Origin of the sequence: Campylobacter sp. BCW_6889, assembly GCF_001762535.1 — a bacterium.
Classification (GTDB): domain Bacteria; phylum Campylobacterota; class Campylobacteria; order Campylobacterales; family Campylobacteraceae; genus Campylobacter_D; species Campylobacter_D jejuni.
The window spans coordinates 40,821-66,638 of record NZ_MJWZ01000078.1 but is presented as its reverse complement, the minus strand read 5'-3'; the positions used below and the strand labels follow the sequence as shown (position 1 = coordinate 66,638).

Here is a 25,818-nt window from a genome sequence, read left to right as displayed (position 1 = left end):
TTATCCTCCTTAAGAATGTTTTTTGTAAAATTTTATAATTTGCTTACAAGTTTTGCAGGTAAATTTGTGACCTTGTAGTTCTATTTTTTGATGAATATTATAAGGAACATCGTGAATTTTACCAGGACAATTACAGGTATAAAGATAAAATTGTGGATGCTCATTATCTTCATCTTCTGCTGCTTCAAAGCTAATATCACTGCCATCATCTGTAGACAAAGAAGAACTTCTCCATTTTTCAACTTTCATGTCTTCGTATAGTATGTGTTCTAAAAGCCACTTTTTAGCCACTATATAAAGTTTTTCTTTAAGATCATTGGTTGATTTGATATCTTTGATTAAATTAATCATGGTTTGGATGATTTCTTTATGTATTTTTCGATGTTCTTCTAAATTTGGATAGCCTATTAGCTGCATGTATTTTTCTTCATCATTAAAGTGATCTTTCATATAATTAAAAAATTCAGCCAAAAGTTCTTTGACTTCATTTTTACTTACAGATCTATCTGATACAACTTCAACTTTTGCAGCAAGTTCAAAAAGCTTTTTATGTTGCTCGTCAATTTTAGCATTGTGCACACTATAGCTATTATCCCATTTTGGAAGCATTTTAACTCCTTAAGGAAAAATTTATTTATATAAAAGGATTATAGATAAAAATAAATTAAATAAAAATGAAATTTTATTAAATAATTGATAAGAATTTTGATACAATGATATATATTTTAAGAGATTTGAAGTTAGAAAGATTTAAATTATGGCTGTTAAAATTTTACTTTTAGAAGATGATTTGAGTTTGAGTGAGATCATTGAAGAGTTTTTAAATGATGAAGGATATGAAGTATTTTTATGCAATAATGCGCAAGAAGCTTTAGATATAGCTTATGAAAGATATTTTGATCTTTGGATTTTAGATGTAAAAGTTCCTTTAGGAGATGGATTTTCATTGCTTAAAGAATTAAGAAAAAGCGGAAAGCAAACCCCAGCAATTTTCATGACTTCTTTAAACACAACAAACGATTTAAAACAAGGTTTTGATGCAGGTTGTGACGATTATATAAAAAAACCTTTTGAACTTGCTGAGCTATCTATTAGGGTTAAAGCTTTGCTTAAAAGAGCTTTTTCACATAAAAATGAAGATTTTGAAGATTTAGGGGATGGATTTAGATTTGAATTTACTACACAAATTCTTTACTATAATAATAAAGCCTTGACTTTACCGAGTAAAGAAATTAAGCTTTTGTCTTTATTGCTTAAAAATAAAAACAACTTTTTAAGCACAGAGAGAATTTTTGAAGAACTCTGGGATTATGATGAAGAGCCTAGTGAGCTAAGTTTAAGGGCTTATGTGAAAAATTTACGTAAAATTTTAGGAAAAGAAAAAATTATAAATCAAAGAGGCAGGGGATATTGCTATGGCTAAAAAAGTCATTAGGCAAATTTTATTAATCTATCTAACAACTACAGGTATTTTTTTAACTATTTTTTTTGCATTATGGTATCAAAAATTATATGAAGAATTGGTTGTTTTAAAGGGTGCCACTTTGAGAGAAAATCATAGAAATATTGTTATAAGCATCTTAAATTCTCGTTTTACCCCTATAGATATAAGTGCAAAAAATATTGCTCAAAGCACAGCATTAAAATTTGCTATATTTGATGCTAAAAAGATTGTTTTTAGTAATATAGATTTTGATTTAAGAAAGGCAAAGATAGAGCTTAAAGGTAGAGGTATTTGTGATAATAAGGTTTTTTTTCTTGCTCCTATGAGTGCAGATCATTATTTTTTAAGACATGCTAGCAATGAAGAAGTAAATACTAACGATGGTTTGCAAATTTTAATACAGGGTGAAGATGTTGGTAAAGATCTTTTTTGGATTAGAACGAAAGTTTTTGGTTTTGCTATTATGGCTTTTTTCATATTGGGCTTAATATCTTATATTCTAGTAAAAATTGCTCTAAAGCCTTTAGAGGATAAAATCAGCACACTAAATCGTTTTATTAAAGATTCAACTCATGAACTCAATACCCCATTAAGTATTATTTTGATGAGTATAGAACAACTTGATCATCAAAATTTAGGAGATAATGCTAAATTTACAAGGATTAAGCTTGCTGCAAAAAGTTTGTCTCAAGTGTATTCTGATCTTGTTTTTTATAATTTTCCTAATACCTTAGAAACAGAAAAACAAAAATTTGATTTAAGAATGCTACTTGAAGAAAGATTGGAATATTTTAAAGTATTTTTTGAGCAAAAAAAAATTACACTAAAGCTTGATTTAAATCAAGCAAATATTTTTGCCCCTAAAAATCAAATTTCTAAATTGATTGATAATCTTATAAGCAATGCTATTAAATACAATAAAAAAGGTGGAGTAATTTCTATAATTTTGAAAGCCAATTTTTTAAGTATTGCGGATACAGGTTGTGGAATTTCAAAGTCCAATTTAAATCAAATTTTTGATAGATATACAAGATTTAATACCGATCAAGGAGGATTTGGTATAGGACTTTCTTTAGTAAAAAAAGTTTGTGATGATAATGATATTAAAATTATTTGTGAATCTGTAGAAAATCAAGGGAGTGTTTTTAAATTAAATTGGTAATCAGCAAGGATTTTCCTTGCTGATAAGAGGTGGGTAGGACATTACATCATTCCGCCCATGCCACCCATTCCTCCCATACCGCTCATATCTGGCATAGCAGGTTTATCTTCTTTAATTTCACTAATTGTTGCTTCAGTAGTTAAAAGCATACTAGCTACAGAAACTGCATTGAGTAAAGCTACTCTTTCTACTTTAACAGGGTCAATAATTCCACTTTCAAGCATATTAACATATTCACCTTTTGCAGCATCAAATCCTGTGTTTTCATCTTTAGCATTTTCTACGCTATTTACAACCACACCTGCATCAAAGCCTGCATTTTCAGCAATTTGTCTTAAAGGTGCTCTTAAAGCTCTTTCAACGATAGCTGCGCCGATTGCTTCATCACCTTGTAGATCAAGTTTGATTTTAGCTTTTGCTTTGATAAGTGCTGCACCACCACCGATTACTATACCTTCTTCCACTGCTGCTTTAGTAGCACTTAAAGCATCATCAACACGATCTTTTTTCTCTTTCATTTCAGTTTCAGTTGCTGCACCTACTTTAATAACTGCAACACCGCCACTTAATTTTGCAAGTCTTTCTTGCAATTTTTCTCTGTCATAATCTGAAGTTGTTTCAGCAATTTGTGCTTTGATTTGATTTACTCTTGCATCGATATTTGCTTTTTCACCTGCGCCATTTACTATGGTTGTATTGTCTTTATCGATGATTACGCTAGAAGCTTGTCCAAGATCTTGTATGGTCGCACTTTCAAGAGTTCTTCCAAGTTCTTCAGAAATCACTTCTCCGCCTGTTAAAATTGCTATATCTTCAAGCATAGCTTTTCTTCTATCGCCAAAACCTGGAGCTTTTACGGCTGAAATATTAAGAACACCGCGAAGTTTATTTACAACTAAAGTTGCAAGCGCTTCACCTTCAATATCTTCAGCGATAATTAAAAGTGGTTTGCCTGTTTTTTGAATTTGTTCTAAAACCGGTAATAAATCTTTTAAATTTGCAATTTTTTTATCAAAAAGCAGGATATAAGGGCTTGAAAGCTCTACGGTCATTTTTTCTGCATTAGTGATAAAATAAGGGCTTAAATAACCTCTGTCAAATTGCATACCTTCAACTACATTTAATTCATCATTGATTGATTTTGCCTCTTCAACAGTGATAACACCATCTTTGCCTACTTTTTCCATAGCATCAGCGATTAAATTTCCGATTTTTTCATCAGAGTTGGCTGAGATTGTAGCAACTTGTGCAATTTCTTTTTTATCTTTTACTTCGCGAGAAAGTTTTTTAAGTTCACCTACTATAGCTTCGCAAGCCTTATCCATACCGCGTTTTACTTCAATAGGATTTGCACCTGCTGTGATATTTCTTAAACCTTCTTTGAAAATTGCATGAGCTAAAACCGTTGCAGTAGTTGTTCCATCCCCTGCTTGATCAGCTGTTTTGCTTGCTACTTCTCTTACAAGTGAAGCACCCATATTTTCAAGACTGTCTTTAAGTTCTACTTCTTTAGCAACACTTACGCCATCTTTAGTAATGCTTGGAGCGCCAAAGCTTTTTTGGATTAAAACATTACGTCCTCTTGGTCCCATAGTTACTTTTACCGTGTCATTAAGTTTTTTAACGCCCTCATAAAGTTTATTTCTTGCTTCATCTGAAAAAATAATTTCTTTTGCCATTTTTTATCCTTTTTTATAAATTATTTTAAAATTCCTAAGATATCATCTAAATTTAAAACCAAATATTCATTATTATCAAGTTTAATTTCTGTTCCACCGTATTTAGCAAACACGATTTTATCACCATTTACAATATCAGTGATTTCTTTACTTACTGCCACTACTTCACCCATTAAAGGCTTTTCTTTAGCATTATCTGGTATAATTATGCCAGAAGCTGTTGTTTTGGTTTCTTCAACGCGTTTAACTAGAACACGCTTTCCTAAAGGTTGAAAATTCATTTTTGTCCATCCTTAAAAATATTGATTTTAGCACTCTTTTATTTAGAGTGATAAAATCATACTATAAAAAATGAATTTTGTCAATACTTTAAGTAAAAATATTTATAAAACTTTAGTTAAATTGACTAAAGTTATTTTATAAAATAAACTAAAAGGATAAAAATGAAAAAGATTTTTTATGGAGTTATAGCTTTTGTTGTTGTGCTTTTAATTGCTATTTATACCATACTTTTCACAAGTTTTGGTAATAATATAGTGGTAAATATAGCGCAAAAAAAGATCAAAGAAGGTGCGGGATTAGATGTAAATATCACGCATTTTACTTTGCGTTTTTCAAGTCTTGAACTGCAAGCAAATATCGCAAATATGGCAGATTTCAATCTCAAGGGAGCTTTGAGTCCTTTTAAGTTTGGATTTGATTTTGACTATCTTATTTCTTTAAATCAAAATTATGCTAAAAATTTAGGTTTAAATTTAAATCAAAACCTTTCTTTTGGCGGTAAGATTCAAGGTAAAGCAAGTGATTTTACTTTAGATGGAAAAGGTTATTTATTAGGTTCAAATGTACTTTTAAACGCAAGAATGTATAATTACAATCCTATTGCTTTAAATTTAGATGCGCAAAATCTTAAGGTAGAAGAAATACTTCATCTTTTATCTTACCCTAGTTACGCTAAAGGTTTTTTAAATGCTCAAGCAAAAATTTCAGCACAGAATTTAAAACCTGATGGAAATATTATCATAAAACTTGATACAAGTTATATAAACTATGAGGCGATAAAAAAAGATTTTTCTTTAGACTTACCTTTAAATTCTAATCCTAAAGCAGAAATTTTGGCCAATGTTAAAGAAGATAAGATTTATGCTGTAAGTAAAATTTACAATGATTATCTTAACTTACAAACCCAAAAAACTCTTTATGATATTAGCAAGAATGCTTTAAGTACTGATTTTAATTTAAGTATTCCTTCTCTTGCAAAGCTTGAAAAACTTACAAAAACTAGACTAAATGGTAGTTTGGATGTGATAGGTCAAACAAGTGTTGTAAACAATGCCTTATCAAGTTTAAATGCTCAAGTTATCGGATTTGGTGGAGAGGTAAAGGCAAGCTTGAAAAATAATAAAATTTTTGCAGATATTAATGAAGCAAGTTTGGAAAAATTATTAGCTCTTGCAGGATATGGAGCTTTGGTTTCTGGAAATTTAAATGCTAAACTTCTAAATGCGGATTTAGATTTTTCTAATTTCGATCTTGAAGCAAAAATAAACAATGCAAAGATTAACACCAATGAGCTTAAAAAAATAGCCAAAATAGAACTTCCAAATACAATTTTTAGTCTTGATGCTAAAGCAAATGCAAAAAATAGCAATATTTCTTATAATGCTTTACTTGCTTCAAATTTGCTTAATATTAAAAAACTTCAAGGAACTTATAATTTAAAAAATAGTGAATTAAATACAGATTTAAACGCTTTTATTGATGACTTGTCTCAGTTTAGTGCTATAGCAGGACAAAAATTACAAGGTAAGGCAGATCTTACTGCAAAAGCTCATATTATAGGCACTCAAATACAAAATTTAAATGCAAATGCAAATTTGGCAGATGGTGTAATCAAGGCTGACTCAAATGGTAAAAAACTCGATTTAAACATTGATAAACTTGATTTATCTAAACTTTTTGTTATAGCGGGTATGCCAAATTATGCCAGTGGGATTGTTAATGCAAAAGTTAATTTAGATAATATCGATTTTAACAACCTTAATGGTAAAGCAAATTTAGAAGCTAAAGGTATTTTAAATGCTGCAACTTTAAGTAAAATTTTAAATAAAAATTTTCCAAACAATACAAGTTATGATTTAAATACCAAAATTAATTTTAAAAACAATATTGCTCAATTTGATTCTGTTTTAAATTCATCTTTAGCTGATCTTACAAAACTACAAGGAAGTTTTGATATAAGCAAAATGCTTTTAAATTCGGATTTTAATCTAAAGATAAATGATTTTTCAAAACTAGGCTTTTTGTTGGATAGAAAACTTAAAGGTAAGGCAGAATTTAATGGAAAAGTAGGTTTTGATAAGAGTTTAAATTTTGTTGTAAATAGCCCAAATTTATTTGAAGGGAAGCTTCAAAGCACACTTAAAGATAACCTTTTGCTTGCTGATTTAAATGGAGTGGATTTAAGTAGTCTAGCTCAAGGTTTGGACTTTATGGATGTTTATCAAGGCAAGGCAGATGTGAAGGCAAATTACAATCTTTTAAGCGAAGAAGGCGAGGTTGATTTGGATATGAAAGAGGGTAAATTAAAACCAAATCTTATTACCAATGCTTTAAAAATTTTAACGCTAAAAGACATTACAAATGATGTTTATCGCACTGTTAATGCTAAAGCTTTGATTAAAAAAGAAAATATCAAACTTGATCTTAATATGCAAGCAGATCGTTCTTATATTTTAGTACAATCAGGAGCTTTAAATTCTAAAAGCGGGGCTTTAAATTTGCCTTTTGATATTAAACTCGATAGAGCCAATTTTAAAGGAAGTATTACAGGAACTACGGAAAATCCTAAAGTAAATTTAAATGCAGGAAGTGTATTAAATTCTATTAAAAATGTAGTAGGTGGCGGTGTGAGTGATGGTGCTAAAAGTACAGGTGATAAAGTAGATAAAGCGGTGAATAAATTATTAAATAAGATTTTTTAAGGTAAAAAATGTTTAATGGACTCATAAGAGAAATTGCTAAAGTTCAATCTTATCAAAACAATACTTTAAGCTTAAAAGCAAAATATCGCCCAAATCTTGGCGATAGTATAGCCATAAATGGAGCTTGTTTGAGTGTGACAAAACTTTATGAAGGGAGTTTTGAAGTGGAACTTTCTCGTGAAAGTCGCACTCACATAGCTATAGAAAATTTAAAAGATAAAGTTCATATAGAACCTGCTTTAAGGTATGGTGATAGAATCGATGGACATCTTATGCAAGGACATATTGATTTTATCGGCACGCTTGAAAAGATTCAAAAAGATGAAAATGGAGTAGATTTTCATATATCTTTACCCAAAGAAGCTATGAAATTTATGGCAGCAAAAGGGAGTATAGGCGTTGATGGGGTAAGTCTTACTATCAATGAAATTTTAAAAAATGGTATTAGACTTACTATTATTCCTATTACCTTTAAAGAAACGCTTTTTAAAGACTATCAAGTAGGTAGAAAAATCAACATAGAAAGTGATTTGCTTGCTCGTTATATTTATGCACAATTACAAGGTAGAAACAAAGGATTATCATGGGAAGAAGTGGAAAGAATTTCTTATCTTTATTAGAAAATGATAAAGTCGGTATTTTTTGTGCTTTTGATAAGGATTATAATGTTTTTAGGGCTAAAATTCATAATGAGAATTTATTTTCTCATTTAGGTTTTAAAGACATTGAAAAATGTGTTTTTATGGATCAAATTCACTCTCATAAAGTTATTATTTATGATAAAAATTTAAAAAATCTCAGTTGTGATGGGCTTATAAGCAAGGAAAAAAATACTGCTCTTTGTGTTTTAAGTGCGGATTGTTTGCCTTTAATTTTATATCATGAAAGTGGCATTATAGCAGCTTTGCATTCAGGTAGAAAAGGAAGCTTTGAAAATATCCTAAAAGAATGCGTTGATCAAATTGCTATGCAAAATTCACATTTAGATAAAAATAAATTTCATCTTTTTATCCTGCCTGGAATTTGTGCTAAAAATTATGAAATAGATGGAGAAATTTTAGAATTTGCTAAAAAAGAATTTAAAGAATTTGTTCAAGACGATAAACTTGATTTAAAAGCTTTAGTAAAATTTCAAGCGCAAAATTTAGGCATTGAAAATATTAAAGATTGTGGAATTTGTAGCTTTGATGATGAGAGTTTTTTTTCTTATCGTCGAGATAAAACGACTAAGCGTTTTGTGAGTGTGGTTTATTTAAAGGATTAAAATGTACGAAAGAAAAGATTTAAGAGTGTTAAAAATCATTCAAAAAGCTAGAGAATTTGGCGATGGGGATTTGTTAAATGAAGCTTTGGTGAAACAATTGATTAATGCAGATTTTTGTGAAATTAATGAAAAAGAAAAAGAAGAGCTTGCAACTCTTCTAAATTCTTTAATCAATGCAAAAGATAAAGCGTTGTTGAGTAATTAAAATTCTATATAGTTTTCAAAATCTTCTTCTTTTGGAGGATTAGGTTGATTTGAAGCTAGGGCTTCTTTAACAACCTGCTCGTATCCAGCTATGATATGTTTAAAATTCTCTTTCGCTTTTCCACTAAGTTCTGATTTGGCGATTTTTACAACAGATGCAGGATTTATAGCTCTATTATTTAAGTATACTCCAAAATGCAAATGAGGACCTGTGCTCATACCAGTTGAACCAACATATGCAATTACTTGTCCTTGATTTACCTTTTGTCCGTTTTTAATTTTTGCAAAACGACTAAGATGAGCATATAAAGTCATATAACCTGAGTCATGCTTGATTTGAATTACATTTCCATAACCACCTTTTGTGCCTATAAAGGTTACTACTCCTTTGCCAGCACTTTTCACGGGGGTTCCGGTAGGTGCAGCATAGTCTATACCAAGATGGGCGCGATAGCGTTTTAATATAGGATGATATCTTGCTGTTGTAAAAGGAGAGGAAATTCTAGTGTAATTCACAGGTTTTGTAAGCAAAAAAGATTCCAATTCTTTGCCATCACGATCATAGAATATATCATTATAAGAAAAGACTTCTCTTGCGCTTTTATTGATTTCTACCATTGCCATTTTTATATTTATATCACCCCAAAGTTTACCCATGCGTCTTTTTTGTTCATAATATAGGGTTACTTCATCACCTTTTTGGATATTGCGAAAATTTATACTTCCTCGAAAAGCACGAACCATAGCACGAGCTAAAGTGCTGCTACCACTTTCTTCATAGACATCTTGATAAGCAGAGCTTTTAATGGTTAAATGTAAAATTCTATCTTCTTTTTGATAAGATACAGGAGTAAAAGCAAGAGTGTATTGTCCACCTTTATCTTTATAGATATGAATTTGTAAATCATCACTAATTGGAATTAAAACTTGTTCTATGTTGTTGTTTTCATCTTTTAAAACTTGATATTTTATTTTGTAGGCTATATCAGAAGCAAGCTCTTGATCTTCTCTATCAAGTCCATAATAAAGCGACATAGGTATGGAATTTCTTTGTAAGAATTTAAGTAAGGTATCTCCATTATCCCAAGTTAGCTCTTCAACACTTAAAGCTGCAAAACTTTGAACAACAAAAATAAATAAAAGCAATAATTTTTTCATGAGATAACCTTAATTTTTAAAAGAATTTTGAAATTTGAAAGCTATATTTTACTTTATTTTTCTTACAATTGCTTAACAAAAAAGGATTATAATTCTATAAATTTTTATTTAAGGAGCAAATTTGTTTAAAACTATAGTGTGTTTTTTAGCTTTAAACCTTAGCCTCTTTGCGGTTGGATTTGATTTAAAACCTATAAAAAGTGAACTTGTAAAAGTTGATGATATTTATGGTTATATTAAAGATAGTGATGATATAAAACTTTATTCAAGTGGCGTAGTAGTACAACATTTTAGCAATTCGCAAAGTATCATCGCTAGAGCAAGTGTTATAGATAAAAAAAATGGTTTGGCAAAATTAGAATTTAGCGTTTTTTCAGCTCTTAAGCAAGATGCTTTGCCTTTGCCAAATGTTTTACCTAAAGTAGGTGATGAGGTTGTTTTAAATTTTCTTTATGATAGAGGATTGGTAATTGCTCCTGATGAACAAACTTATAATGAACTTGTTAGAGAATTTCCGCAGATATATTTTACCCATATTGACATTTTTGGAGCACAATTAATTAGAACGGCCACTCTTTCTCCTAAGCGTTCAGATTTTAGGCAATTTTGTGATGATAATGCGGTTGGCATTTTGGTTGTGGCTTTGGAAAATCAAGCAGAAGTTGTAGATTGTCAAGATTTTAATAAGCTTTATGAAGTGCCTATAAGCAAGCCAACTAGCGTTCAGGTTCCTTTTTATTCTCGTATAGGTGGATATAAAAGTAATTTTTTTGATTTTAACTCTCAAGAAATAGGAAATTATTATAGGTATTATGATGCTTTGATTAATCTTCCTAAGGTGCAATAAACATGAAAAAAGAATTTGAACAATATTTTAAACGATTTTTAGGAGAAGAAAACGCTTATTTTGATGAAATTCACAAAAGAGCTTATAGCTATGATGCGACAAAAAAACATTATTTACCCGATGGGGTTCTTTTTCCAAGACATGAAGAAGATATTGCTCAAATTTTAAAATTTTGCAATGAAAATAATATCATAGTCATACCACGAGGCTCAGGATCTGGTTTTACAGGAGGAGCTTTAGCTGTTAATGGCGGGGTGGTGCTTGCTTTTGAAAAGCATATGAATAAAATTTTGGAAATTGATCTTGAAAATTTAGTGGCTGTTGTGCAACCTGGGGTTATTAATATACATTTACAAAAAGAAGTGGCTAAATACGGACTTTTTTATCCGCCTGATCCTGCTAGCATGGAGTATTCTAGCTTAGGGGGTAATGTAAGCGAAAATGCTGGGGGAATGAGAGCTGCAAAATATGGCATTACAAAAGATTACGTGATGGCTTTAAGGGCTGTTTTGCCTAGCGGAGAAATCATTCGTGCAGGAAAACGCACTATTAAAGATGTAGCAGGTTATAATTTGGCAGGAATTTTAATCGCTAGTGAAGGTTCTTTGGCAGTTTTAAGTGAGCTTACTTTAAAATTAATACCTTTACCTAAATTCAAAAAAACTGCTTTTGCTATTTTTCCAAGTGTAAAAAGTGCTATGAATGCGGTTTACAAAAGTCTTGCTAGCGGTGTAAGTCCTGTATCTATGGAATTTTTAGACAATCTTAGCATTAGAGCGGTTGAGAGTAAATTTAATAAAGGTTTGCCTATAGAAGCGGGTGCTATTTTGATTGCTGATGTGGATGGTAATGTTAAAGAAGCTATTGATGAGGATTTAAGAAATTTAGAATATTATTTTTTAGAAGCTGGAGCTAGTGAATTTAAAATAGCAAAAGATGAACAAGAAGCCGCAGATATTTGGTTTGCTAGAAGGAATTGTTCTCAAAGTATTGCCATGTATGGGGCTTTAAAACTTAATGAAGATATTACAGTTCCGCGTTCTAAACTACCTGCTTTGCTTGAAGGTATAGATGAGATTTCTAAAAGATATGGTTTTAAAATTCCTTGTTTTGGGCATACAGGGGATGGAAATGTGCATACTAATGTTATGATTCCTGATAAAAATGATAAAGAGCAGGTGAAAAAAGGCTACGAAGCTGTAGAAGAGATTTTTAAATTAACAGTGAAACTTGGAGGAACTTTAAGCGGAGAGCATGGTATCGGACTCTCTAAAGCACCTTTTATGAATTTAGCTTTTTCTGAAGCCGAAATGAATTTAATGAGAAATATTAAAAAAGTTTTTGATCCAAATAATATATTAAATCCTTTTAAAATGGGACTTTAGAAGGTGAAAAATTTTTTTACTATTTTGCTAAATTTGCGCGATAAGGAAATTTTAAATTATGCAGCAGCGCTTAGTTTTTATACTGTATTATCTTTAATACCTATTTTATTTGTATGTTTTTCTGTTTTTACGCAAATTTCCAGTTTTAAAGCTTATTATGAAAAAGCAAAGCAAGTAATTTTTGCTTTTTTAATACCAACGCAACAAGATATTGTTGCTACTTACATTGATACTTTTTTAAAAAATAGTGTAAATTTGGGTATTGTAGGTCTTATTGCTATGGCATTTACTTCTTTAGCTTTTTTTTCAGGCTATGATTTTGTAATCAATCGCATTACTAAAAATGAACCTAAAGGACTTTGGCAAAGCATTAGTTCTTATTGGACTCTTTTGACTCTTGTTCCTTTAGGGCTTGGGCTTAGTTTTTATATTTCAGGTTTTATCCAACAAACTTTAGATGATTATAAAATAGGGTTTAATTTTTTTGAAATTTTACCCTTTGTAATTATTTGGGGTTTATTTTTTATATCTTATTCAAGTTCTGTTCATAAGGGAACTCTTAAAAGTTTAGCTTTAGTATCTTTTGGAGCGGGTGCTATTTGGTATATAGGAAAAAATTTATTTGTATATTATGTGGTATATAATAAAACATACGCTAGTGTTTATGGATCTTTTTCTACTATTTTATTCTTTTTTATTTGGATTTATATTTCTTGGATTATTTATCTTTTTGGGCTTAAACTCTATTATTTTCTAAATCACAATCATAATGAAGGGAATAAAATTCGCAAAAATACAAAGAAAAGCTAGATATTTAAATCGCACAGAGATTAAAGAAGTAATAAGATAACTTATAAAAATCCAAAACGGGATATGGATATTAGTTCCATAAATTTTAAATTTAAAAAATTCATCTAAGATAAAATCGAGCAAATCTCCATAGTTTATAAGATGCAAAAATAATACTAAAGGATAAAATATTACAAAAATTCCACTCAAAATAATACCTAAAATTTGTTGGTAGCTTATAAGTGGAAAAAAATAAAGCACAGGTAAAACCATAGCAAAAAAAGTCCAAATATTAAGCAAAATAATATTTATAAGATTATTAAATTTATTTGTAAAATGATGCATATATAAAAAAATATAAAAAACACCTAAAATAGAAAATAAAAATCCAATGCTAAATAAAAGTCTAGGGTAAAGAGAAATGCACAATAAAATACTACAAAAAAGTGTAAAGAAATTAATAATTTTTATATTTTTACACAATAGATAAAAAACCCAAAAAGCCATAATCAAGGAGCGCACAAAAGAAGGGACAAACCCTATTAAATAAGCATAAGCTAAAAGTAGTGTAAAAATTAAAATACTTAAATCTAAACGTAAATTTCTATAAGGAAAATATCTTTTTTGGAAAAAACTATAAATTGGAGCTAAAATAAAGAAAACTAAACTAAAAAGTAAGCCTATGTGATAACCGCTAATTGCTATAAGGTGTGCTATGCCGTAGTAATTTACATCGTTTCTAAGCTCTAAAGATATGGGCAGTGCAAAAAATAAAGCACCATAAAATTCTTTAATTTTTTCATTTGTATGTTGATTTAAGAAGTAAGATATAATGGGATTGTATTCTTTTTCTTTTAATTTTTTAAAATCATAAGAAGGTGTATAAAAACTTTTGCTCAGATAGTCTTTAAAGTTAATATTATGGGTGATAATTCTAAGGCTTAAAAGTTGATTCTTGCTTAAATTTAAATCCTTAAAACTTGTAGTATAAAAAGTGAAGTTTTCAGTTTGTAGCTTTAAAACCCAGTATTTTTTATTTTTTTTATTATATTTTATATATTGGTGCGTTAATAGAGCTTTACTTATAAAGTAATGTTTTTGGTTTTTAAAGTTTAAAAAATTATTATATTCTAAAAGGATATTAAAAATAAAAATAATAACAACAGATAAAAATAAATAATGAAATTCTTTAAAAGAGTAAAAAAAAGAATTCCATAGAGACATTATTTTTTGGAAAATTTACTTAAATAAAACCAAATTATTCCAGCTAAAAATAATAAAAATAAAGGAGCAGTATAAGGATATAAACTCAGTTTATCAAAAATTGCTTCAATAACATACCCAAAAGTATAAGCAGCAAAACCTAGAACAATAGCCCATGCCAAACTAGCTAGAGTATTGATAATAAAAAATTTAATAAAATTATATTTTGCCATACCTGCAGCTATGGGAATGAAAGTTTTTAAACCATAAATAAATTTTTGAGTTACAAGTAAAATAATTCCGTGTTGTTTTGTTTTCATCATAGCAAGGGCTAGTTTGCGTCGGTGTTTTTTAAAATAAGGCATAATATCTTTTTTATAATATTTTCCAAGTATAAAAAGCAAAGTTGAACCTATGGTATTAGCAATAAAAGCAAGAGTAATGCAAAAACTAAGATCCATTTTTCCTTGAGAACTTAAAACTCCTGCAGCTAAAATTCCAACCATTCCACCTCCTAAAGAGTAAAAGAATAAAACAATATAACCATATTTTATTAAAGTATCAATCATATCTTGCATAATAAACCTTATTTAGCGTATTCTACAGCTCTAAGTTCACGTATAACATTGACTTTAATTTCGCCAGGATATTGCATTTTTTCTTGAATTTCAGCTGCTATTTCCTTAGCCAAAAGTACACTTTCATCATCATTAACAAGCTGAGCATTGGCTATGACGCGAATTTCTCTTCCGGCATTGATTGCATAGGCATTTTTAATCCCTTCTTTACTTTTAGCGATATCTTCTAGCTCACTGACTCTTTTTAAGAAAGCTTCTAACACTTCTCTTCTAGCTCCAGGTCGTGCAGCACTTAAAGTGTCTGCTGCACAAACAGCTGCTGATTCTATGCTTGCAGCTTCTTCGTGTCCATGGTGTGCGTAAATAGCATTGATTACTACAGGATGCTCTTTATAGCGTTTGCAAAGTTCTGCGCCTAAATCCACATGAGATCCTTCAAAATCATGGGTTAATGCTTTTCCTATATCATGTAAAATTCCCGCACGACGTGCTAAGTTTTCATCCCCACCGCACTCAGCAGCAATGATTCCTGCAAGGTGAGCTACTTCCAAAGAATGTGCTAAAGCGTTTTGTCCATAGCTTGCGCGGTATTTGAGTTTTCCTATGAGTTTTACAATTTCAGGGTGTATTTTATTTAAACCTAGATCCATAACTATGGTTTCGCCTTCTTCTAGAATAGCACTATCAAATTCTTTGCATACTTTTTCGTGAATTTCTTCTATGCGCGCGGGTTGAATTCTGCCATCTTCAACTAAAAGCTCTATAACTTTTGTAGCAATAGCACGGCGATAAAGATTAAAACAACTTACTATAATAGCACCTGGTGTATCATCGATGATAATATCAACACCTAAAACCATTTCTAAGGTTTTAACATTGCGTCCTTCTTTACCAATGATACGTCCTTTAAGTTCATCGTTTTTAATGTTAATAACATTGATAAGTCTTTCAGCTGCAAATTCACCTGCAAAACGAGAGGTAGCTTGAGCAATGATGAAATTAGCTTTTCTTTTGGCTTCATTTTTTGCTTCTTCTTCATATTTTCTTACTATATGTGCAATTTGCTCGCGAGAATTTTCTTCTACTTTTTTAAGAATGATTTCTTTGGCTTCATTTTGTGTAAGTCCTGTAGAATGTTCTAAAATTTTTAAAACATCTTCAAGTTTTTCTTGATATTTATTTTTTAATTTATCAACATCAGTTTGTAAGTCTTGAATGTGTTTTTGTGACTTGCAAAGGTATTCTTTATCTTCTTTTAGTTTTTCTTCTTCTTGCTGAAGTTTTTGTTCTTTTTTAGAAAGATCATCAAATTTTTGATTAAAATCTTTTTGAATTTTGTGAGTTTTTTCTTCATATTTTTTTTTAACTTCTAATTCTGCATTAAGAATTGAATTTTTTGCATCTTTTAAAATAAGCTCTGCTTCGTATTCTATAGCTTTGGCTTTAGCTTTAGCTTGCTCTACGAAAATTTCATATTTGGCATCATTGATTTTTTTTGCAACTAAATATCCTATACCGAGTCCGACTATAGCGGCTATAAATGCGATAAGTGATTCTATCATTTTTTCTTTCTTTCTTGTAATATTTTTTATAAGGGTTTATGTATAATTTTCCTGAAATATCATGCTTTTGTGTTAGATTATTTTGACTTAAAGCATCTATACTTTGGACAAATATTATATGAGGTTTGTAATTTAAATTTTCAAAAAATCTATCATAAAAACCTTGCCCATGTCCTATTCTTTTTAAATTTTTATCGACGCCAATTACAGGCACAATGGCTAAATCAATTTTTGCTTTAAAAAAAGAATCTATAGGCTCTAAAACCCCAAACCTTTTTTTAATAAAAGGCAATCTTAATTTTACAATTTTTAAACTTTTATCTTGCATAAATGGAACAAAAAGTTTGTAATTTTTATTAAGAATATGGCGAAATTTTATTAAGTTTGGTTCATAATGCAAAGGAATAAAAATTAAAATATTTTTAGCTTTAAATAGTTTTATTATTTTAAGACATTCTTTAAATATTTTATAATCTTGTTTGAAATTTAGTTTTGAATGTTTGAAAAGGCGTATTTTTTGCAATGCCCTAAAATCTGTTTTTTCCATTAATATGCCTTTAAAAAAATATTATCTTATATATGTTATAATTTTAGCATTTTTATAAAGAAGAATAAAGGATTGATAAATAATGAAGATTAAAAAAATACTTTTACTAGTGGTAATATCTTGTTTATTTGTTGCTTGTAGCAATGATAAAGAAAAACAGCAAAATGATGTAAATTTAAGCACCGAGGCAAGTATAAATCAAAGTGATGATATGAATTTTAAACTTAATTTGATTGATGGAGGATCAATTTCAGTAAAAAAAGAAAATGCCGTTTTAAATTTCAACGATGAAAATAAGGCAACTTTGTTTGTATTTTTTACTACTTGGTGTACTCCTTGTATTGCGGAAATTCCTCATCTTAACAAACTGCAAGAAAAGTATAACAATGATTTTAATATAGTTGGAGTTTTATTAGAGGATAAGTCTAATGAGGAGATTCAAAAATTTATAGAACAACATAAAATATCTTATAAAGTCTCTAATGGTGAAAATAACTATCTTTTAGCTAAAGTTTTAGGTGGGGTAAATGGAATTCCTACCATGTTTCTTTACAACAAGCATTCTAAATTGATTAATCAGTATTTAGGGCTTATTCCTGAAGAAATGCTAGAAATCGATATACAAAAGGCTATACTTTAATGTTTAATTTTTTTAAAAAAGGACTTACAAAAACTCTTGAAAATATTATTGGAGTTAAAGGAGAGAATAAAAAGATAACCAAAGATTTGCTTGAAGAAATTTTGCTTGAAGCAGATGTAAGTTATGAAATAGTTGAAGAGATAGTTTATTATTTACCACCTCAAAATGAAGTAAAAAAAGAAGATTTAAAGCGTGTTATGGGTTCTTATTTTCTTTATGAAAAAAAAGAAATCAATCAAGAAAAACCTTTTGTAGAGCTTATTTTAGGAGTAAATGGAGCAGGAAAAACAACAAGTATTGCCAAACTTGCTTATTTATATAAAAACCAAAATCAAAAAGTGATTTTAGGAGCGTGTGATACTTTTAGAGCAGGTGCGATTGAGCAATTAAAACTTTGGGCGCAAAAAGTGGATGTAGATATAGTTTTAACTGCGCAAGGGCATGATCCTTCAGCGGTTGCTTTTGATACCATTTCTAAAGCAAAAGCAAAGGATTTTGATAGGGTTATTATCGATACAGCAGGGCGTTTGCAAAATCAAAAAAATTTAGCTCATGAGCTTGAAAAAATTGTAAGAATTTCAAACAAGGCTTTAGAAGGTGCACCCCATAGAAAAATTTTAGTTTTAGATGGAACACAGGGAAATGCTGGAATTTTACAAGCTAAAGCTTTTAATGAGCTTGTAAAACTTGATGGCGTGATTATCACAAAGCTTGATGGGACTGCTAAAGGAGGTGCGCTTTTTAGCATAGCAAGAGAGCTTGAACTTCCTATTTTTTATGTAGGCGTAGGTGAGCAAATGACGGATTTACAAGAATTTAATGCAAGTGCTTATTTAGATACTTTATTAGATCCTATTTTTGAATAATGGCAAAGAATAAAGCACTTTTTGAATGCCAAGCTTGTGGAAATCAACAAAGCAAATGGCTTGGAAAATGTCCTGATTGTGGAGCTTGGGATAGTTTTATAGAATTAAAAGCGGAGCAAATTAAAGTTTTAAAAGAGCTTACACAAGTTAGTATGAAAACAAGTGAAGCTGTTTGTATTGAAGATGTGGAGTTAGAACATTTTACAAGATACAGCACAGATGATAATGAGCTTGATTTGGTTTTAGGTGGAGGGCTTGTTGAAGGTTCTTTAGTGCTTATAGGTGGAAGTCCAGGCGTAGGAAAATCTACGCTTTTGTTAAAAATTGCTTCAAATTTAGCTAAACAGGGTAAAAAAGTGCTTTATGTCAGTGGCGAAGAAAGTAAAGCTCAGATTAAATTAAGAGCTGATCGTCTTGAGGCTAATACTCCAAATTTATTTTTACTTACTGAGCTTTGCCTTGAAAATATTTTAGAAGAATTGCACAAAAAAGATTATAACATTCTTATCATTGATTCTATACAAACTCTCTATTCAAATAAAATCACTTCAGCAGCAGGAAGCATCACTCAGGTGCGTGAGATTACTTTTGAACTTATGCGTGTTAGCAAGGCTTATAATATCAGTACTTTTATCATAGGGCACATTACTAAAGAAGGTGCTATAGCAGGACCTAGGGTTCTTGAACATATGGTAGATGTGGTGCTTTATTTTGAAGGAGATGCCACTAAAGAAATTAGACTTTTAAGAGGCTTTAAAAATCGTTTTGGTGGAACGAATGAAGTAGGTATTTTTGAGATGACTGCTAAAGGTTTGATCAGCGCAAAAGATTTGGCAAATCGTTTTTTTACTCGTGGAAAGGCTATTTCAGGAAGCGCTTTAGGGGTTGTGATGGAAGGATCTCGTGCTTTGGTTTTAGAAGTTCAAGCTTTAGTGTGTGAAAGTTCTTATCCAAAGCGTAGCGCTACGGGATATGAAAAAAATCGCTTAGATATGCTTTTGGCTTTGCTTGAAAGAAAGCTTGAAATTCCTTTAGGACATTATGATGTATTTGTAAATATTAGCGGCGGAGTAAAAGTAAGTGAAACTGCTGCGGATTTGGCTGTGGTTGCAGCTATTATTTCAAGTTTTAAAAATCGCCCTTTGAGCAAAGATAGTATTTTTATAGGGGAGCTTAGTTTAAATGGAGAAATTAGAGAGGTTTTTAGCCTTGATACGCGTTTAAAAGAAGCTAAAATGCAAAAATTTAAAAATGCCATTGTTCCTTCTAAGCCTTTGGAAGATATAGGGCTTACGTGTTTTGTTGCTAAAGAACTTTCGCAAGTTTTAGAATGGATGTAAATTTTCATTAAAATATAAGTAAGATTTTGCTAAAATTTCGAGTTTAGAATAAAATTTTTGAGGAAACCATGAAAGATTTATTTTTATTTAGCTCTTTGCTTGATGCAAGTCATACTTTTTCTTATTTTTTTCACATAGGTTTGGTAGCTTTAATTGCTGTTATAGTGGCTATGATGGCTACTCGTTCTATGCAACTTGTTCCACGCGGTATGCAAAATTTAGGTGAGGCTTTTTTAGAGGGAGTTTTATCTATGGGTAGAGATACCATGGGAAGTGAAAAAGGTGCAAGAAAATATCTTCCTTTGGTTGCAACTTTGGGGATTATAGTGTTTTTTAGTAATATTATAGGTATAATACCTGGTTTTCACGCTCCAACTGCAAGTTTAAATTTGACTTTGTCCTTGGCTATTATAGTTTTTGTATATTATCATTTTGAGGGTATTAGGGCACAAGGTTTTGTAAAGTATTTTGCTCATTTCATGGGACCTATTAAACTTTTAGCTCCTTTGATGTTTCCTATAGAGATAGTCTCTCATCTTTCTCGTGTGGTTTCTTTGTCCTTCCGTTTGTTTGGAAATATTAAAGGTGACGATTTATTTTTGATGGTAATTTTAGCTTTAGTTCCTTATATAGCTCCGCTTCCTGCTTATGTGCTTTTAACTTTTATGGCATTTTTACAAGCTTTTATTTTTATGATTTTAACTTATGTATATTTAGCGGGTGCAACTGTTGTTGAGGAAGGTCATTGATCTATATTTTAGAATTTTTTAAAGGTGCATCTTTAGCTTTAATGCTTTTGTGCACCTTTTTTCTCCTTTTTAAATTTATATCTTATTTTTATCTTGTTTTGGGGTTTATTTTTAGCCTGCTTTTATTTTTGGTTTTTATGTTGTTTATAGAAAACTATGAACTTAAAAATCAGAAAAAATAGTTGTTTTATAATTTCATAATTTTAAAATTAAACAAATACAAATCAAAGTCTAATATTTAAAGCCTTTTCTAAAAGAAAAAAAGATAAAATAAAGCATTTAAAAATTCAAGGAAATTTTATGTTTGAAGTAGTTATAGGTCTTGAAGTTCATACTCAATTAAATACTAAAACAAAAATCTTTTGTTCATGTGCAACTTCTTTTGGAGAAGCTCCAAATACCAATGTTTGTCCCACTTGTTTGGCCTTACCAGGAGCTTTGCCTGTTTTAAATGAAGAGGTTGTAAAAAAAGCTATAGCTTTTGGAAAAGCTGTCAATGCAACAATTAATAAAAAAAGTGTTTTTAATCGTAAGAATTATTTTTATCCAGATTTACCTAAGGCTTATCAAATTTCACAATTTGATATCCCTATAGTAGAAAAGGGTGAGCTTTTTATCAATGTAAAGGGTGAAAATAAACGCATAGGTATTACAAGAGCACACTTAGAAGAAGATGCAGGTAAAAATATCCACGAAAATAATTTTTCTAAAGTGGACTTAAATCGCGCAGGAACTCCTTTGCTTGAGATTGTCAGCGAACCTGAGCTTAGAAGTAGCGATGAGGCAGTAGCTTATCTTAAAAAGCTTCATTCTATCATACGCTTTTTAGACATTTCAGATGCAAATATGCAAGAAGGAAGTTTTAGATGCGATGCAAATGTTAGTATAAGACCTAAGGGTGATACAAAACTTTATACTAGGGTAGAGATTAAAAATCTTAATTCTTTTCGTTTTATCCAAAAAGCTATAGAATATGAGGTAAAAAGACAAAGTGAGGCTTGGGAAGATGGAACTTACGAACAAGAAGTAGTTCAAGAAACCAGACTTTTTGATACAACAAATTTAGTTACAAGAAGTATGCGTGGTAAAGAAGAAGCGGCAGAATATCGCTATTTTCCAGATCCTGATTTATTGCCTGTTTTATTAAAAGATGAGTTTTTGGATATTAAAATCCCTGAACTTCCTGATGAGAAGAAAGCACGCTTTATAGACGAGCTTGGTATAAAAGAAAGTGATGCTGAGGTTTTAATCAGTTCTTTAGAAATGAGTCGTTTTTTTGAAAGTCTTATTTCTCAAAATTTAAATCCTAAGCTTTGTGTAAATTGGTTAAATACTGAACTTATGGGACTTTTAAAAGGAGAATTGACTATAGAAAATTCTCCCGTAGATGCTCAAAAGCTTGGAGTTTTAATTAAACGCATAGAAGATGGCACTATCAGTGCAAAAGCGGCTAAAGATGTCTTAGCTTTTGTGTTTGAAAATACTAGCATGGAAATTGATGAAGCTATAGAAAAGCTAGGACTTAAGCAAGTAAGTGATGACTCAGCCATAGAAGCGGTGATTGAACAAATTTTAAATGCAAATGCTGATAAGGTTGCAGAGTATAAAAGTGGTAAAGAGAAGCTTTTTGGATTTTTTGTGGGTCAAGTAATGAAAGAAGGCAAAGGAGCTTTTAATCCTGCAAAAGTAAATGAAATTTTAAAAGCAAAGCTTGGTTGATGCGTATAGCGGTTATTGGTGCGGGAAAATGGGGCAGTGCTTTACATCTAGCCTTAAAAGAAAATCACAATTGCTTTATCAGTTCTTTGCATCAGCGTGATTTAGAAGATTTTGTTAGTATAAAAGAAGCTTTAGAATGTGAATATCTTATTTTTGCTTTAAGTTCTCAAGGAATGCGTGCTTGGCTTAAAGAAAATTTTATCAACAAGGGACAAAAAATTTTAATTGCTTCAAAAGGCATAGAAGATCAAAGTTGTCAATTTTTAGATGAAATTTTTTTAGATTTTGTACCAAAAGAAAATTTTTGTGTTTTAAGTGGTCCTTCTTTTGCTGCTGAAGTAATGCAAAAACTTCCTACTGCTTTGATGATTAGTGGGATAAATCAAGGGCTTTGTAAAAAATTTGCAAGTTTTTTCCCTGATTTTATTAAAACTTATATTGATAATGATGTGCGTGGTGCTGAAATTTGTGGTGCTTATAAGAATGTTTTGGCGATTGCAAGTGGGATTAGTGATGGGTTAAAACTTGGCAATAATGCAAGAGCAGCATTGATTTCAAGAGGACTTATAGAAATGCACCGTTTTGGTAAATTTTTTGGCGCTAAAGAAGAAACTTTTTTAGGGTTAAGTGGAGCAGGGGATTTGTTTTTAACTGCAACGAGTGTTTTATCAAGAAATTATAGAGTGGGTTTAAAACTGGCGCAAAATCAAAAGTTAGATAGTATTTTAGCCGAACTTAATGAAGTAGCAGAAGGTGTAAAAACTGCTTATGCCATAGAAAAATTAGCAAAAATGAAAGGAATTTATACACCTATTGTAAATGAAGTAGTGGCAATTTTTAAGGGTAAAAGCGTGCAAGAAGCAACGCAGAATTTATTAAAGCAAAATGATTAAGGAAAAATCATGATAATTAAAAATGCAAAAATTTATGGAAATTCTTTACAAGATATAGAGATTAAAGAAGGAAAAATTACCAATATTGGTTCTAATTTAAAAGGCGAAGAAATTTTAGATGCTAAAGGTATGACTTTACTTCCATCTTTTGTGGATTTGTGTGTGAGTTTAAAAAACGATAAATTTTCTTTAGCTAATTTAGAGCTTTTGGAAAATGAGTGTCTAAAAGGAGGAATTTCTAGTATAGTTTTGCGTGATTGCATGGATTTTGATGAAGAAAGTTTTGCTTTATTTTTACAAAATTTAGCTCAAAGAAAGATGCAAATTTTTTCAAGTGTGCGGGTTAAGGATACAAACGGCAAGCTTAAAAATTTAGCCACTCTTTTAAATAAAGGTGCTTGTGCTCTAGAACTTGACAGCTCTTTAGATGCAAATACTTTAAAAGTAAGTTCACAATATGCTTTTATGAAAGACTCTCCAATTTTTGTGCGTTGTTATGATAAGGATTTTGATGATAATGGAGTGATGAATGATTGTGAAATGAGTTTTGAGCTAGGGCTTATAGGCATGAGTAAAATCGCTGAAACTAGCCAGATAGCTAAAATGAAAGAATTGGCTAAATTTTATAAAAATAAAGTTATTTTTGATCTTTTAAGTTTGAAAGATTCTTTAGTATTATTAGATGAAAAGGATTTAAAACTTGTAAGCATTCATCATCTTATCAAAGATGATAGTGCTTGTGAAGATTTTAATACTGCTGCGAAACTTATGCCACCTTTAAGAAGCAAAGAAGATGTTTTGGCTTTAAGAGAGGCTTTAAAAGAAGGAAAGATTAGCTTTTTAACTTCCCTACATAGTGCAAAATCAATTTCTTTAAAAGATTTAGCTTTTGATGAAGCGGCTTTTGGAATTCATAGCGTATGCGAATTTATAAGTCTTTGTTATACTTTTTTAATCAAAGAAGGATTTTTAAATTGGCAAGAGCTTTGTCGATTTACAAGTAAAAATCCTAGTAAATTTTTAGGTTTGAATAGTGGAGTTATAGAAGTCGGAAAAGAAGCTAATCTAGTTCTTTTTGATGAGAATGAAGAAATTTTTGCTCCAAAAAGTTCTCTTTATTCTGAGGATAAACTTTTTGGAAAGATTAAAATGCATATAATTAAAGGAAAAAATATTTTAGAAAAATAAGCTTTACTTAAATTCCTAAAGATAGTTTAAATCCTAAAAATACAAGTGCTGCCATAATACCAGCGGCTGGTAAAGTGATAATCCAAGCCAATCCTATAGGCTTCATCATAATCCAATTTGCATTTTTATTATACACTCCTATACCCAAGATAGCACCTATGAGTATATGGGTGGAGCTAACAGGAATTCCAAATTGTGTAGCTAAGAGTATAACTATGCTTGCACCAAGTTCTGCAGAAAATCCAGTAGTAGGGCGTATGGTTGCAAGTTTTGAACCCACTGTGGTAATCACTTCTTTACCTAAAAACCAAAGTCCTACAACTAGAGCAACTCCAAACATAGCTAAAGCAGCAAAAGGTACAGGAGAAGTCGCGTTAATTGTGCCGTTTTTTAAGACATCTAAAATCGCTGCAAAAGGACCTATAGCATTGGCTATATCATTGGCTCCGTGTGAAAATGCAAAACTAGAAGCTGTAAATATTTGAAACCATGAGAAAATTCTATCAGTAGTTTTATTAAGTTCTGTTTTTTTAACGATTTTGACTATAGCAAATGTTATAACATAACTTATAGTTCCTATAATTCCGATAATCCAAAAGTTTTGTAAAATATCCAAAGTGCTAACATTATTTAAACCTTTAAATAAAAACATTGCCGAAATGATAGCAGCAGCAATACAAGCAATGATTGGCATATGAGTTTTTAAAATAGAGTAAATATCTATATCTTTTTCTTGATCCTTAAATTCCTTCATTTTATTTCTATAGAAATTATTTTCTTGTTCTTCTTCATCCAAAGCTATAGCGGAAAGTTCTTTAATTTGTTCTTCTTGGGATTTTGTTTTTAAATTTAAAAAATATTTTTCTTTGAATTTTTTTCTTTCTTTTTTGATATTTTTCAAATCGTCATTTAGTTTTTCTGATGGTTTTAAAATTTTCTTATCAATATATGAATAAATAATATAAGCTACAATACCCCCTAAAAGAGGAGAAGCTACCCAAGAAATAGCTATTCTTAAAATTTCACTCCATTTAACCATAGAGAGTGTTTGGATCCCATCAAATTTTAAAAGCCCCATCATAATGCTAGCACCTACAATCCCACCAACTATACTGTGTGTGGTTGATACAGGTAAGCCTTTCTTGGTTGCAATAAAAATCCAAACCCCAGAGCTTAAAAGTGCAGCAAGCATAATGATAACAAAAAGCATAGGATCTAAAGAATTTGGAAAAATAACAATACCGCTGCGTATGGTCTTAGTAACTTCTGCGCCTGCGAAGATTGCTCCGCTTAGCTCAAAAACAGCTGCTATAATTAAAGCTTGTTTAATGGTTACTGTTTTTGCACCAACGCTTGTTCCAAAAGAATTGGCTACATCATTTCCACCTATATTAAATGCCATAAAAATGCCAAATATAGAAGCAAGAATAAAAAGAATGAGTTGATGTTGCGAAATATAACCAAATCCCCAAATAACAAATGCGATAGCACTGATAATAAAAATAACAAAAGCTATGAGGTTGTCTTTTTGCATTAATAACCCTTTTTTATTTTAATTATACACTTATTTACTTTAAATTTGCTAATTTTAATTTTTAGTCTTTGTGGAATTTTTAT

Annotated in this window: 26 protein-coding genes; 17 read left to right on the top strand and 9 right to left on the bottom strand. The window is 30.4% G+C overall.

Annotated elements, in window-relative coordinates:
- Nucleotides 1-9: 9 nt before the first annotated feature.
- Nucleotides 10-609 carry a bacteriohemerythrin gene (locus AJ939_RS09620; RefSeq protein ID WP_002870843.1) on the bottom strand — a complete coding sequence of 200 codons (600 nt, stop codon included), beginning with the start codon at nucleotides 607-609 and terminating at the stop codon, nucleotides 10-12.
- Between the two features lie 148 nt (nucleotides 610-757).
- Here AJ939_RS09620 and dccR point away from each other — a divergent pair, with 148 nt between their 5' ends.
- Together dccR and dccS are read left to right on the top strand one after the other, a co-directional pair.
- Nucleotides 758-1,423: a two-component system response regulator DccR gene (gene dccR / locus AJ939_RS09615; protein ID WP_070276679.1), complete on the top strand. Its 666-nt coding sequence runs from the start codon at nucleotides 758-760 to the stop codon at nucleotides 1,421-1,423.
- Nucleotides 1,416-2,606, top strand: coding sequence for a two-component system sensor histidine kinase DccS (gene dccS / locus AJ939_RS09610; protein ID WP_044779060.1), 1,191 nt, complete (start codon nucleotides 1,416-1,418; stop codon nucleotides 2,604-2,606). Before dccR ends, dccS begins: the two co-directional genes overlap by 8 nt.
- Before the next feature lie 41 nt (nucleotides 2,607-2,647).
- On the opposite strand, the gene groL is transcribed toward dccS, so the two are convergent.
- Nucleotides 2,648-4,285, bottom strand: coding sequence for a chaperonin GroEL (gene groL / locus AJ939_RS09605; RefSeq protein WP_070276677.1), 1,638 nt, complete (start codon nucleotides 4,283-4,285; stop codon nucleotides 2,648-2,650).
- Nucleotides 4,286-4,305: 20 nt separating this feature from the next.
- On the bottom strand, nucleotides 4,306-4,566 hold the full coding sequence (gene groES, locus AJ939_RS09600; protein WP_070276675.1) for a co-chaperone GroES: 261 nt from the start codon (nucleotides 4,564-4,566) through the stop codon (nucleotides 4,306-4,308).
- A gap of 162 nt (nucleotides 4,567-4,728) precedes the next feature.
- On the opposite strand from groES, the gene AJ939_RS09595 reads away from it, so the two are divergent.
- From AJ939_RS09595 to AJ939_RS09580, 4 genes are read left to right on the top strand one after another with little or no spacing between them, the layout of a single operon-like run.
- A complete protein-coding gene (locus AJ939_RS09595) occupies nucleotides 4,729-7,269 on the top strand; it encodes a hypothetical protein (RefSeq protein ID WP_070276673.1) in 2,541 nt (846 codons plus the stop codon).
- 8 nt (nucleotides 7,270-7,277) lie between these two features.
- Complete coding sequence (locus tag AJ939_RS09590) at nucleotides 7,278-7,889, top strand: riboflavin synthase (RefSeq protein ID WP_070233554.1); 612 nt, start codon at nucleotides 7,278-7,280, stop codon at nucleotides 7,887-7,889.
- On the top strand, nucleotides 7,853-8,533 hold the full coding sequence (locus tag AJ939_RS09585; protein WP_002880585.1) for a polyphenol oxidase family protein: 681 nt from the start codon (nucleotides 7,853-7,855) through the stop codon (nucleotides 8,531-8,533). The genes AJ939_RS09590 and AJ939_RS09585 overlap by 37 nt, the downstream gene beginning before the upstream one ends.
- Before the next feature lies 1 nt (nucleotide 8,534).
- On the top strand, nucleotides 8,535-8,738 hold the full coding sequence (locus AJ939_RS09580; protein WP_070276671.1) for a hypothetical protein: 204 nt from the start codon (nucleotides 8,535-8,537) through the stop codon (nucleotides 8,736-8,738).
- Here the strand turns inward: AJ939_RS09580 and AJ939_RS09575 are convergent.
- A complete protein-coding gene (locus AJ939_RS09575; RefSeq protein ID WP_070248819.1) occupies nucleotides 8,735-9,895 on the bottom strand; it encodes a M23 family metallopeptidase in 1,161 nt (386 codons plus the stop codon). The genes AJ939_RS09580 and AJ939_RS09575 overlap by 4 nt on opposite strands.
- Before the next feature lie 121 nt (nucleotides 9,896-10,016).
- Between AJ939_RS09575 and AJ939_RS09570 the strand changes: the two genes are divergently transcribed.
- Genes AJ939_RS09570 through AJ939_RS09560 form a run of 3 tightly spaced genes read left to right on the top strand, consistent with a single transcriptional unit; the run spans nucleotide 10,017 to nucleotide 12,937 of the window.
- A complete protein-coding gene (locus tag AJ939_RS09570; RefSeq protein ID WP_002853792.1) occupies nucleotides 10,017-10,742 on the top strand; it encodes a plasminogen-binding N-terminal domain-containing protein in 726 nt (241 codons plus the stop codon).
- Nucleotides 10,743-10,744: 2 nt separating this feature from the next.
- Nucleotides 10,745-12,127 carry an FAD-linked oxidase C-terminal domain-containing protein gene (locus tag AJ939_RS09565; RefSeq protein WP_044779067.1) on the top strand — a complete coding sequence of 461 codons (1,383 nt, stop codon included), beginning with the start codon at nucleotides 10,745-10,747 and terminating at the stop codon, nucleotides 12,125-12,127.
- A gap of 3 nt (nucleotides 12,128-12,130) precedes the next feature.
- On the top strand, nucleotides 12,131-12,937 hold the full coding sequence (locus AJ939_RS09560) for a YihY/virulence factor BrkB family protein (RefSeq protein WP_044779068.1): 807 nt from the start codon (nucleotides 12,131-12,133) through the stop codon (nucleotides 12,935-12,937).
- Here the strand turns inward: AJ939_RS09560 and AJ939_RS09555 are convergent.
- The 4 genes from AJ939_RS09555 to AJ939_RS09540 are packed head-to-tail and all read right to left on the bottom strand — an operon-like array spanning nucleotide 12,881 to nucleotide 16,806.
- Nucleotides 12,881-14,140 (bottom strand): ComEC/Rec2 family competence protein, encoded by a 1,260-nt coding sequence (locus tag AJ939_RS09555; RefSeq protein ID WP_070276669.1) that lies wholly within the window; start codon nucleotides 14,138-14,140, stop codon nucleotides 12,881-12,883. The two genes, AJ939_RS09560 and AJ939_RS09555, sit on opposite strands and share 57 nt — an antisense overlap.
- The gene (locus AJ939_RS09550; RefSeq protein ID WP_044779070.1) at nucleotides 14,140-14,697 is read right to left on the bottom strand and encodes a DedA family protein; all 558 of its coding nucleotides are present in this window, start codon (nucleotides 14,695-14,697) and stop codon (nucleotides 14,140-14,142) included. The genes AJ939_RS09555 and AJ939_RS09550 overlap by 1 nt, the downstream gene beginning before the upstream one ends.
- 8 nt (nucleotides 14,698-14,705) lie before the next feature.
- On the bottom strand, nucleotides 14,706-16,259 hold the full coding sequence (rny, locus tag AJ939_RS09545) for a ribonuclease Y (protein WP_044779071.1): 1,554 nt from the start codon (nucleotides 16,257-16,259) through the stop codon (nucleotides 14,706-14,708).
- Nucleotides 16,180-16,806: a 5-formyltetrahydrofolate cyclo-ligase gene (locus AJ939_RS09540; protein WP_044779072.1), complete on the bottom strand. Its 627-nt coding sequence runs from the start codon at nucleotides 16,804-16,806 to the stop codon at nucleotides 16,180-16,182. The genes rny and AJ939_RS09540 overlap by 80 nt, the downstream gene beginning before the upstream one ends.
- A gap of 82 nt (nucleotides 16,807-16,888) precedes the next feature.
- On the opposite strand from AJ939_RS09540, the gene AJ939_RS09535 reads away from it, so the two are divergent.
- The 8 genes from AJ939_RS09535 (at nucleotide 16,889) to AJ939_RS09500 (ending at nucleotide 24,201) form a co-directional block, all read left to right on the top strand.
- Nucleotides 16,889-17,446, top strand: a complete 558-nt coding sequence (locus AJ939_RS09535) for a TlpA family protein disulfide reductase (protein WP_044779073.1) — start codon at nucleotides 16,889-16,891, stop codon at nucleotides 17,444-17,446.
- The gene (gene ftsY, locus AJ939_RS09530) at nucleotides 17,446-18,312 is read left to right on the top strand and encodes a signal recognition particle-docking protein FtsY (protein ID WP_044779074.1); all 867 of its coding nucleotides are present in this window, start codon (nucleotides 17,446-17,448) and stop codon (nucleotides 18,310-18,312) included. Before AJ939_RS09535 ends, ftsY begins: the two co-directional genes overlap by 1 nt.
- Nucleotides 18,312-19,652: a DNA repair protein RadA gene (gene radA, locus AJ939_RS09525; RefSeq protein WP_070276667.1), complete on the top strand. Its 1,341-nt coding sequence runs from the start codon at nucleotides 18,312-18,314 to the stop codon at nucleotides 19,650-19,652. Before ftsY ends, radA begins: the two co-directional genes overlap by 1 nt.
- Before the next feature lie 68 nt (nucleotides 19,653-19,720).
- Complete coding sequence (locus AJ939_RS09520; RefSeq protein WP_002858390.1) at nucleotides 19,721-20,401, top strand: F0F1 ATP synthase subunit A; 681 nt, start codon at nucleotides 19,721-19,723, stop codon at nucleotides 20,399-20,401.
- Nucleotides 20,398-20,583, top strand: a complete 186-nt coding sequence (locus AJ939_RS11270) for a hypothetical protein (protein ID WP_044779077.1) — start codon at nucleotides 20,398-20,400, stop codon at nucleotides 20,581-20,583. Before AJ939_RS09520 ends, AJ939_RS11270 begins: the two co-directional genes overlap by 4 nt.
- Before the next feature lie 118 nt (nucleotides 20,584-20,701).
- Entirely contained in the window at nucleotides 20,702-22,120 is a 1,419-nt protein-coding gene (gatB, locus tag AJ939_RS09510) for an Asp-tRNA(Asn)/Glu-tRNA(Gln) amidotransferase subunit GatB (RefSeq protein WP_044779078.1), read from the top strand.
- Nucleotides 22,117-23,013: an NAD(P)H-dependent glycerol-3-phosphate dehydrogenase gene (locus AJ939_RS09505; RefSeq protein WP_079396983.1), complete on the top strand. Its 897-nt coding sequence runs from the start codon at nucleotides 22,117-22,119 to the stop codon at nucleotides 23,011-23,013. The genes gatB and AJ939_RS09505 overlap by 4 nt, the downstream gene beginning before the upstream one ends.
- Before the next feature lie 9 nt (nucleotides 23,014-23,022).
- Nucleotides 23,023-24,201 (top strand): metal-dependent hydrolase, encoded by a 1,179-nt coding sequence (locus AJ939_RS09500; RefSeq protein WP_044779080.1) that lies wholly within the window; start codon nucleotides 23,023-23,025, stop codon nucleotides 24,199-24,201.
- Nucleotides 24,202-24,208: 7 nt separating this feature from the next.
- Here the strand turns inward: AJ939_RS09500 and AJ939_RS09495 are convergent, their stop codons facing one another.
- Complete coding sequence (locus AJ939_RS09495) at nucleotides 24,209-25,735, bottom strand: inorganic phosphate transporter (RefSeq protein WP_070276665.1); 1,527 nt, start codon at nucleotides 25,733-25,735, stop codon at nucleotides 24,209-24,211.
- Between the last annotated feature and the right edge of the window lie 83 nt (nucleotides 25,736-25,818).

What these genes read in the sequence shown, in the direction of transcription:
- dccS (WP_044779060.1), top strand. Translation starts at nt 1,416, where the DNA reads ATGGCTAAAAAAGTCATTAGGCAAATTTTATTAATCTATCTAACAACT.
- radA (WP_070276667.1), top strand. Translation starts at nt 18,312, where the DNA reads ATGGCAAAGAATAAAGCACTTTTTGAATGCCAAGCTTGTGGAAATCAA.
- groL (WP_070276677.1), bottom strand. Translation starts at nt 4,285, where the DNA reads ATGGCAAAAGAAATTATTTTTTCAGATGAAGCAAGAAATAAACTTTAT.
- AJ939_RS09540 (WP_044779072.1), bottom strand. Translation starts at nt 16,806, where the DNA reads ATGGAAAAAACAGATTTTAGGGCATTGCAAAAAATACGCCTTTTCAAA.
- AJ939_RS09575 (WP_070248819.1), bottom strand. Translation starts at nt 9,895, where the DNA reads ATGAAAAAATTATTGCTTTTATTTATTTTTGTTGTTCAAAGTTTTGCA.
- AJ939_RS09565 (WP_044779067.1), top strand. Translation starts at nt 10,745, where the DNA reads ATGAAAAAAGAATTTGAACAATATTTTAAACGATTTTTAGGAGAAGAA.
- AJ939_RS09520 (WP_002858390.1), top strand. Translation starts at nt 19,721, where the DNA reads ATGAAAGATTTATTTTTATTTAGCTCTTTGCTTGATGCAAGTCATACT.
- AJ939_RS09580 (WP_070276671.1), top strand. Translation starts at nt 8,535, where the DNA reads ATGTACGAAAGAAAAGATTTAAGAGTGTTAAAAATCATTCAAAAAGCT.
- AJ939_RS09590 (WP_070233554.1), top strand. Translation starts at nt 7,278, where the DNA reads ATGTTTAATGGACTCATAAGAGAAATTGCTAAAGTTCAATCTTATCAA.
- ftsY (WP_044779074.1), top strand. Translation starts at nt 17,446, where the DNA reads ATGTTTAATTTTTTTAAAAAAGGACTTACAAAAACTCTTGAAAATATT.
- AJ939_RS09500 (WP_044779080.1), top strand. Translation starts at nt 23,023, where the DNA reads ATGATAATTAAAAATGCAAAAATTTATGGAAATTCTTTACAAGATATA.
- groES (WP_070276675.1), bottom strand. Translation starts at nt 4,566, where the DNA reads ATGAATTTTCAACCTTTAGGAAAGCGTGTTCTAGTTAAACGCGTTGAA.
- rny (WP_044779071.1), bottom strand. Translation starts at nt 16,259, where the DNA reads ATGATAGAATCACTTATCGCATTTATAGCCGCTATAGTCGGACTCGGT.
- AJ939_RS09595 (WP_070276673.1), top strand. Translation starts at nt 4,729, where the DNA reads ATGAAAAAGATTTTTTATGGAGTTATAGCTTTTGTTGTTGTGCTTTTA.
- AJ939_RS09585 (WP_002880585.1), top strand. Translation starts at nt 7,853, where the DNA reads ATGGGAAGAAGTGGAAAGAATTTCTTATCTTTATTAGAAAATGATAAA.
- AJ939_RS09535 (WP_044779073.1), top strand. Translation starts at nt 16,889, where the DNA reads ATGAAGATTAAAAAAATACTTTTACTAGTGGTAATATCTTGTTTATTT.
- AJ939_RS09495 (WP_070276665.1), bottom strand. Translation starts at nt 25,735, where the DNA reads ATGCAAAAAGACAACCTCATAGCTTTTGTTATTTTTATTATCAGTGCT.
- gatB (WP_044779078.1), top strand. Translation starts at nt 20,702, where the DNA reads ATGTTTGAAGTAGTTATAGGTCTTGAAGTTCATACTCAATTAAATACT.
- AJ939_RS09550 (WP_044779070.1), bottom strand. Translation starts at nt 14,697, where the DNA reads ATGCAAGATATGATTGATACTTTAATAAAATATGGTTATATTGTTTTA.
- AJ939_RS09620 (WP_002870843.1), bottom strand. Translation starts at nt 609, where the DNA reads ATGCTTCCAAAATGGGATAATAGCTATAGTGTGCACAATGCTAAAATT.
- AJ939_RS09555 (WP_070276669.1), bottom strand. Translation starts at nt 14,140, where the DNA reads ATGTCTCTATGGAATTCTTTTTTTTACTCTTTTAAAGAATTTCATTAT.
- dccR (WP_070276679.1), top strand. Translation starts at nt 758, where the DNA reads ATGGCTGTTAAAATTTTACTTTTAGAAGATGATTTGAGTTTGAGTGAG.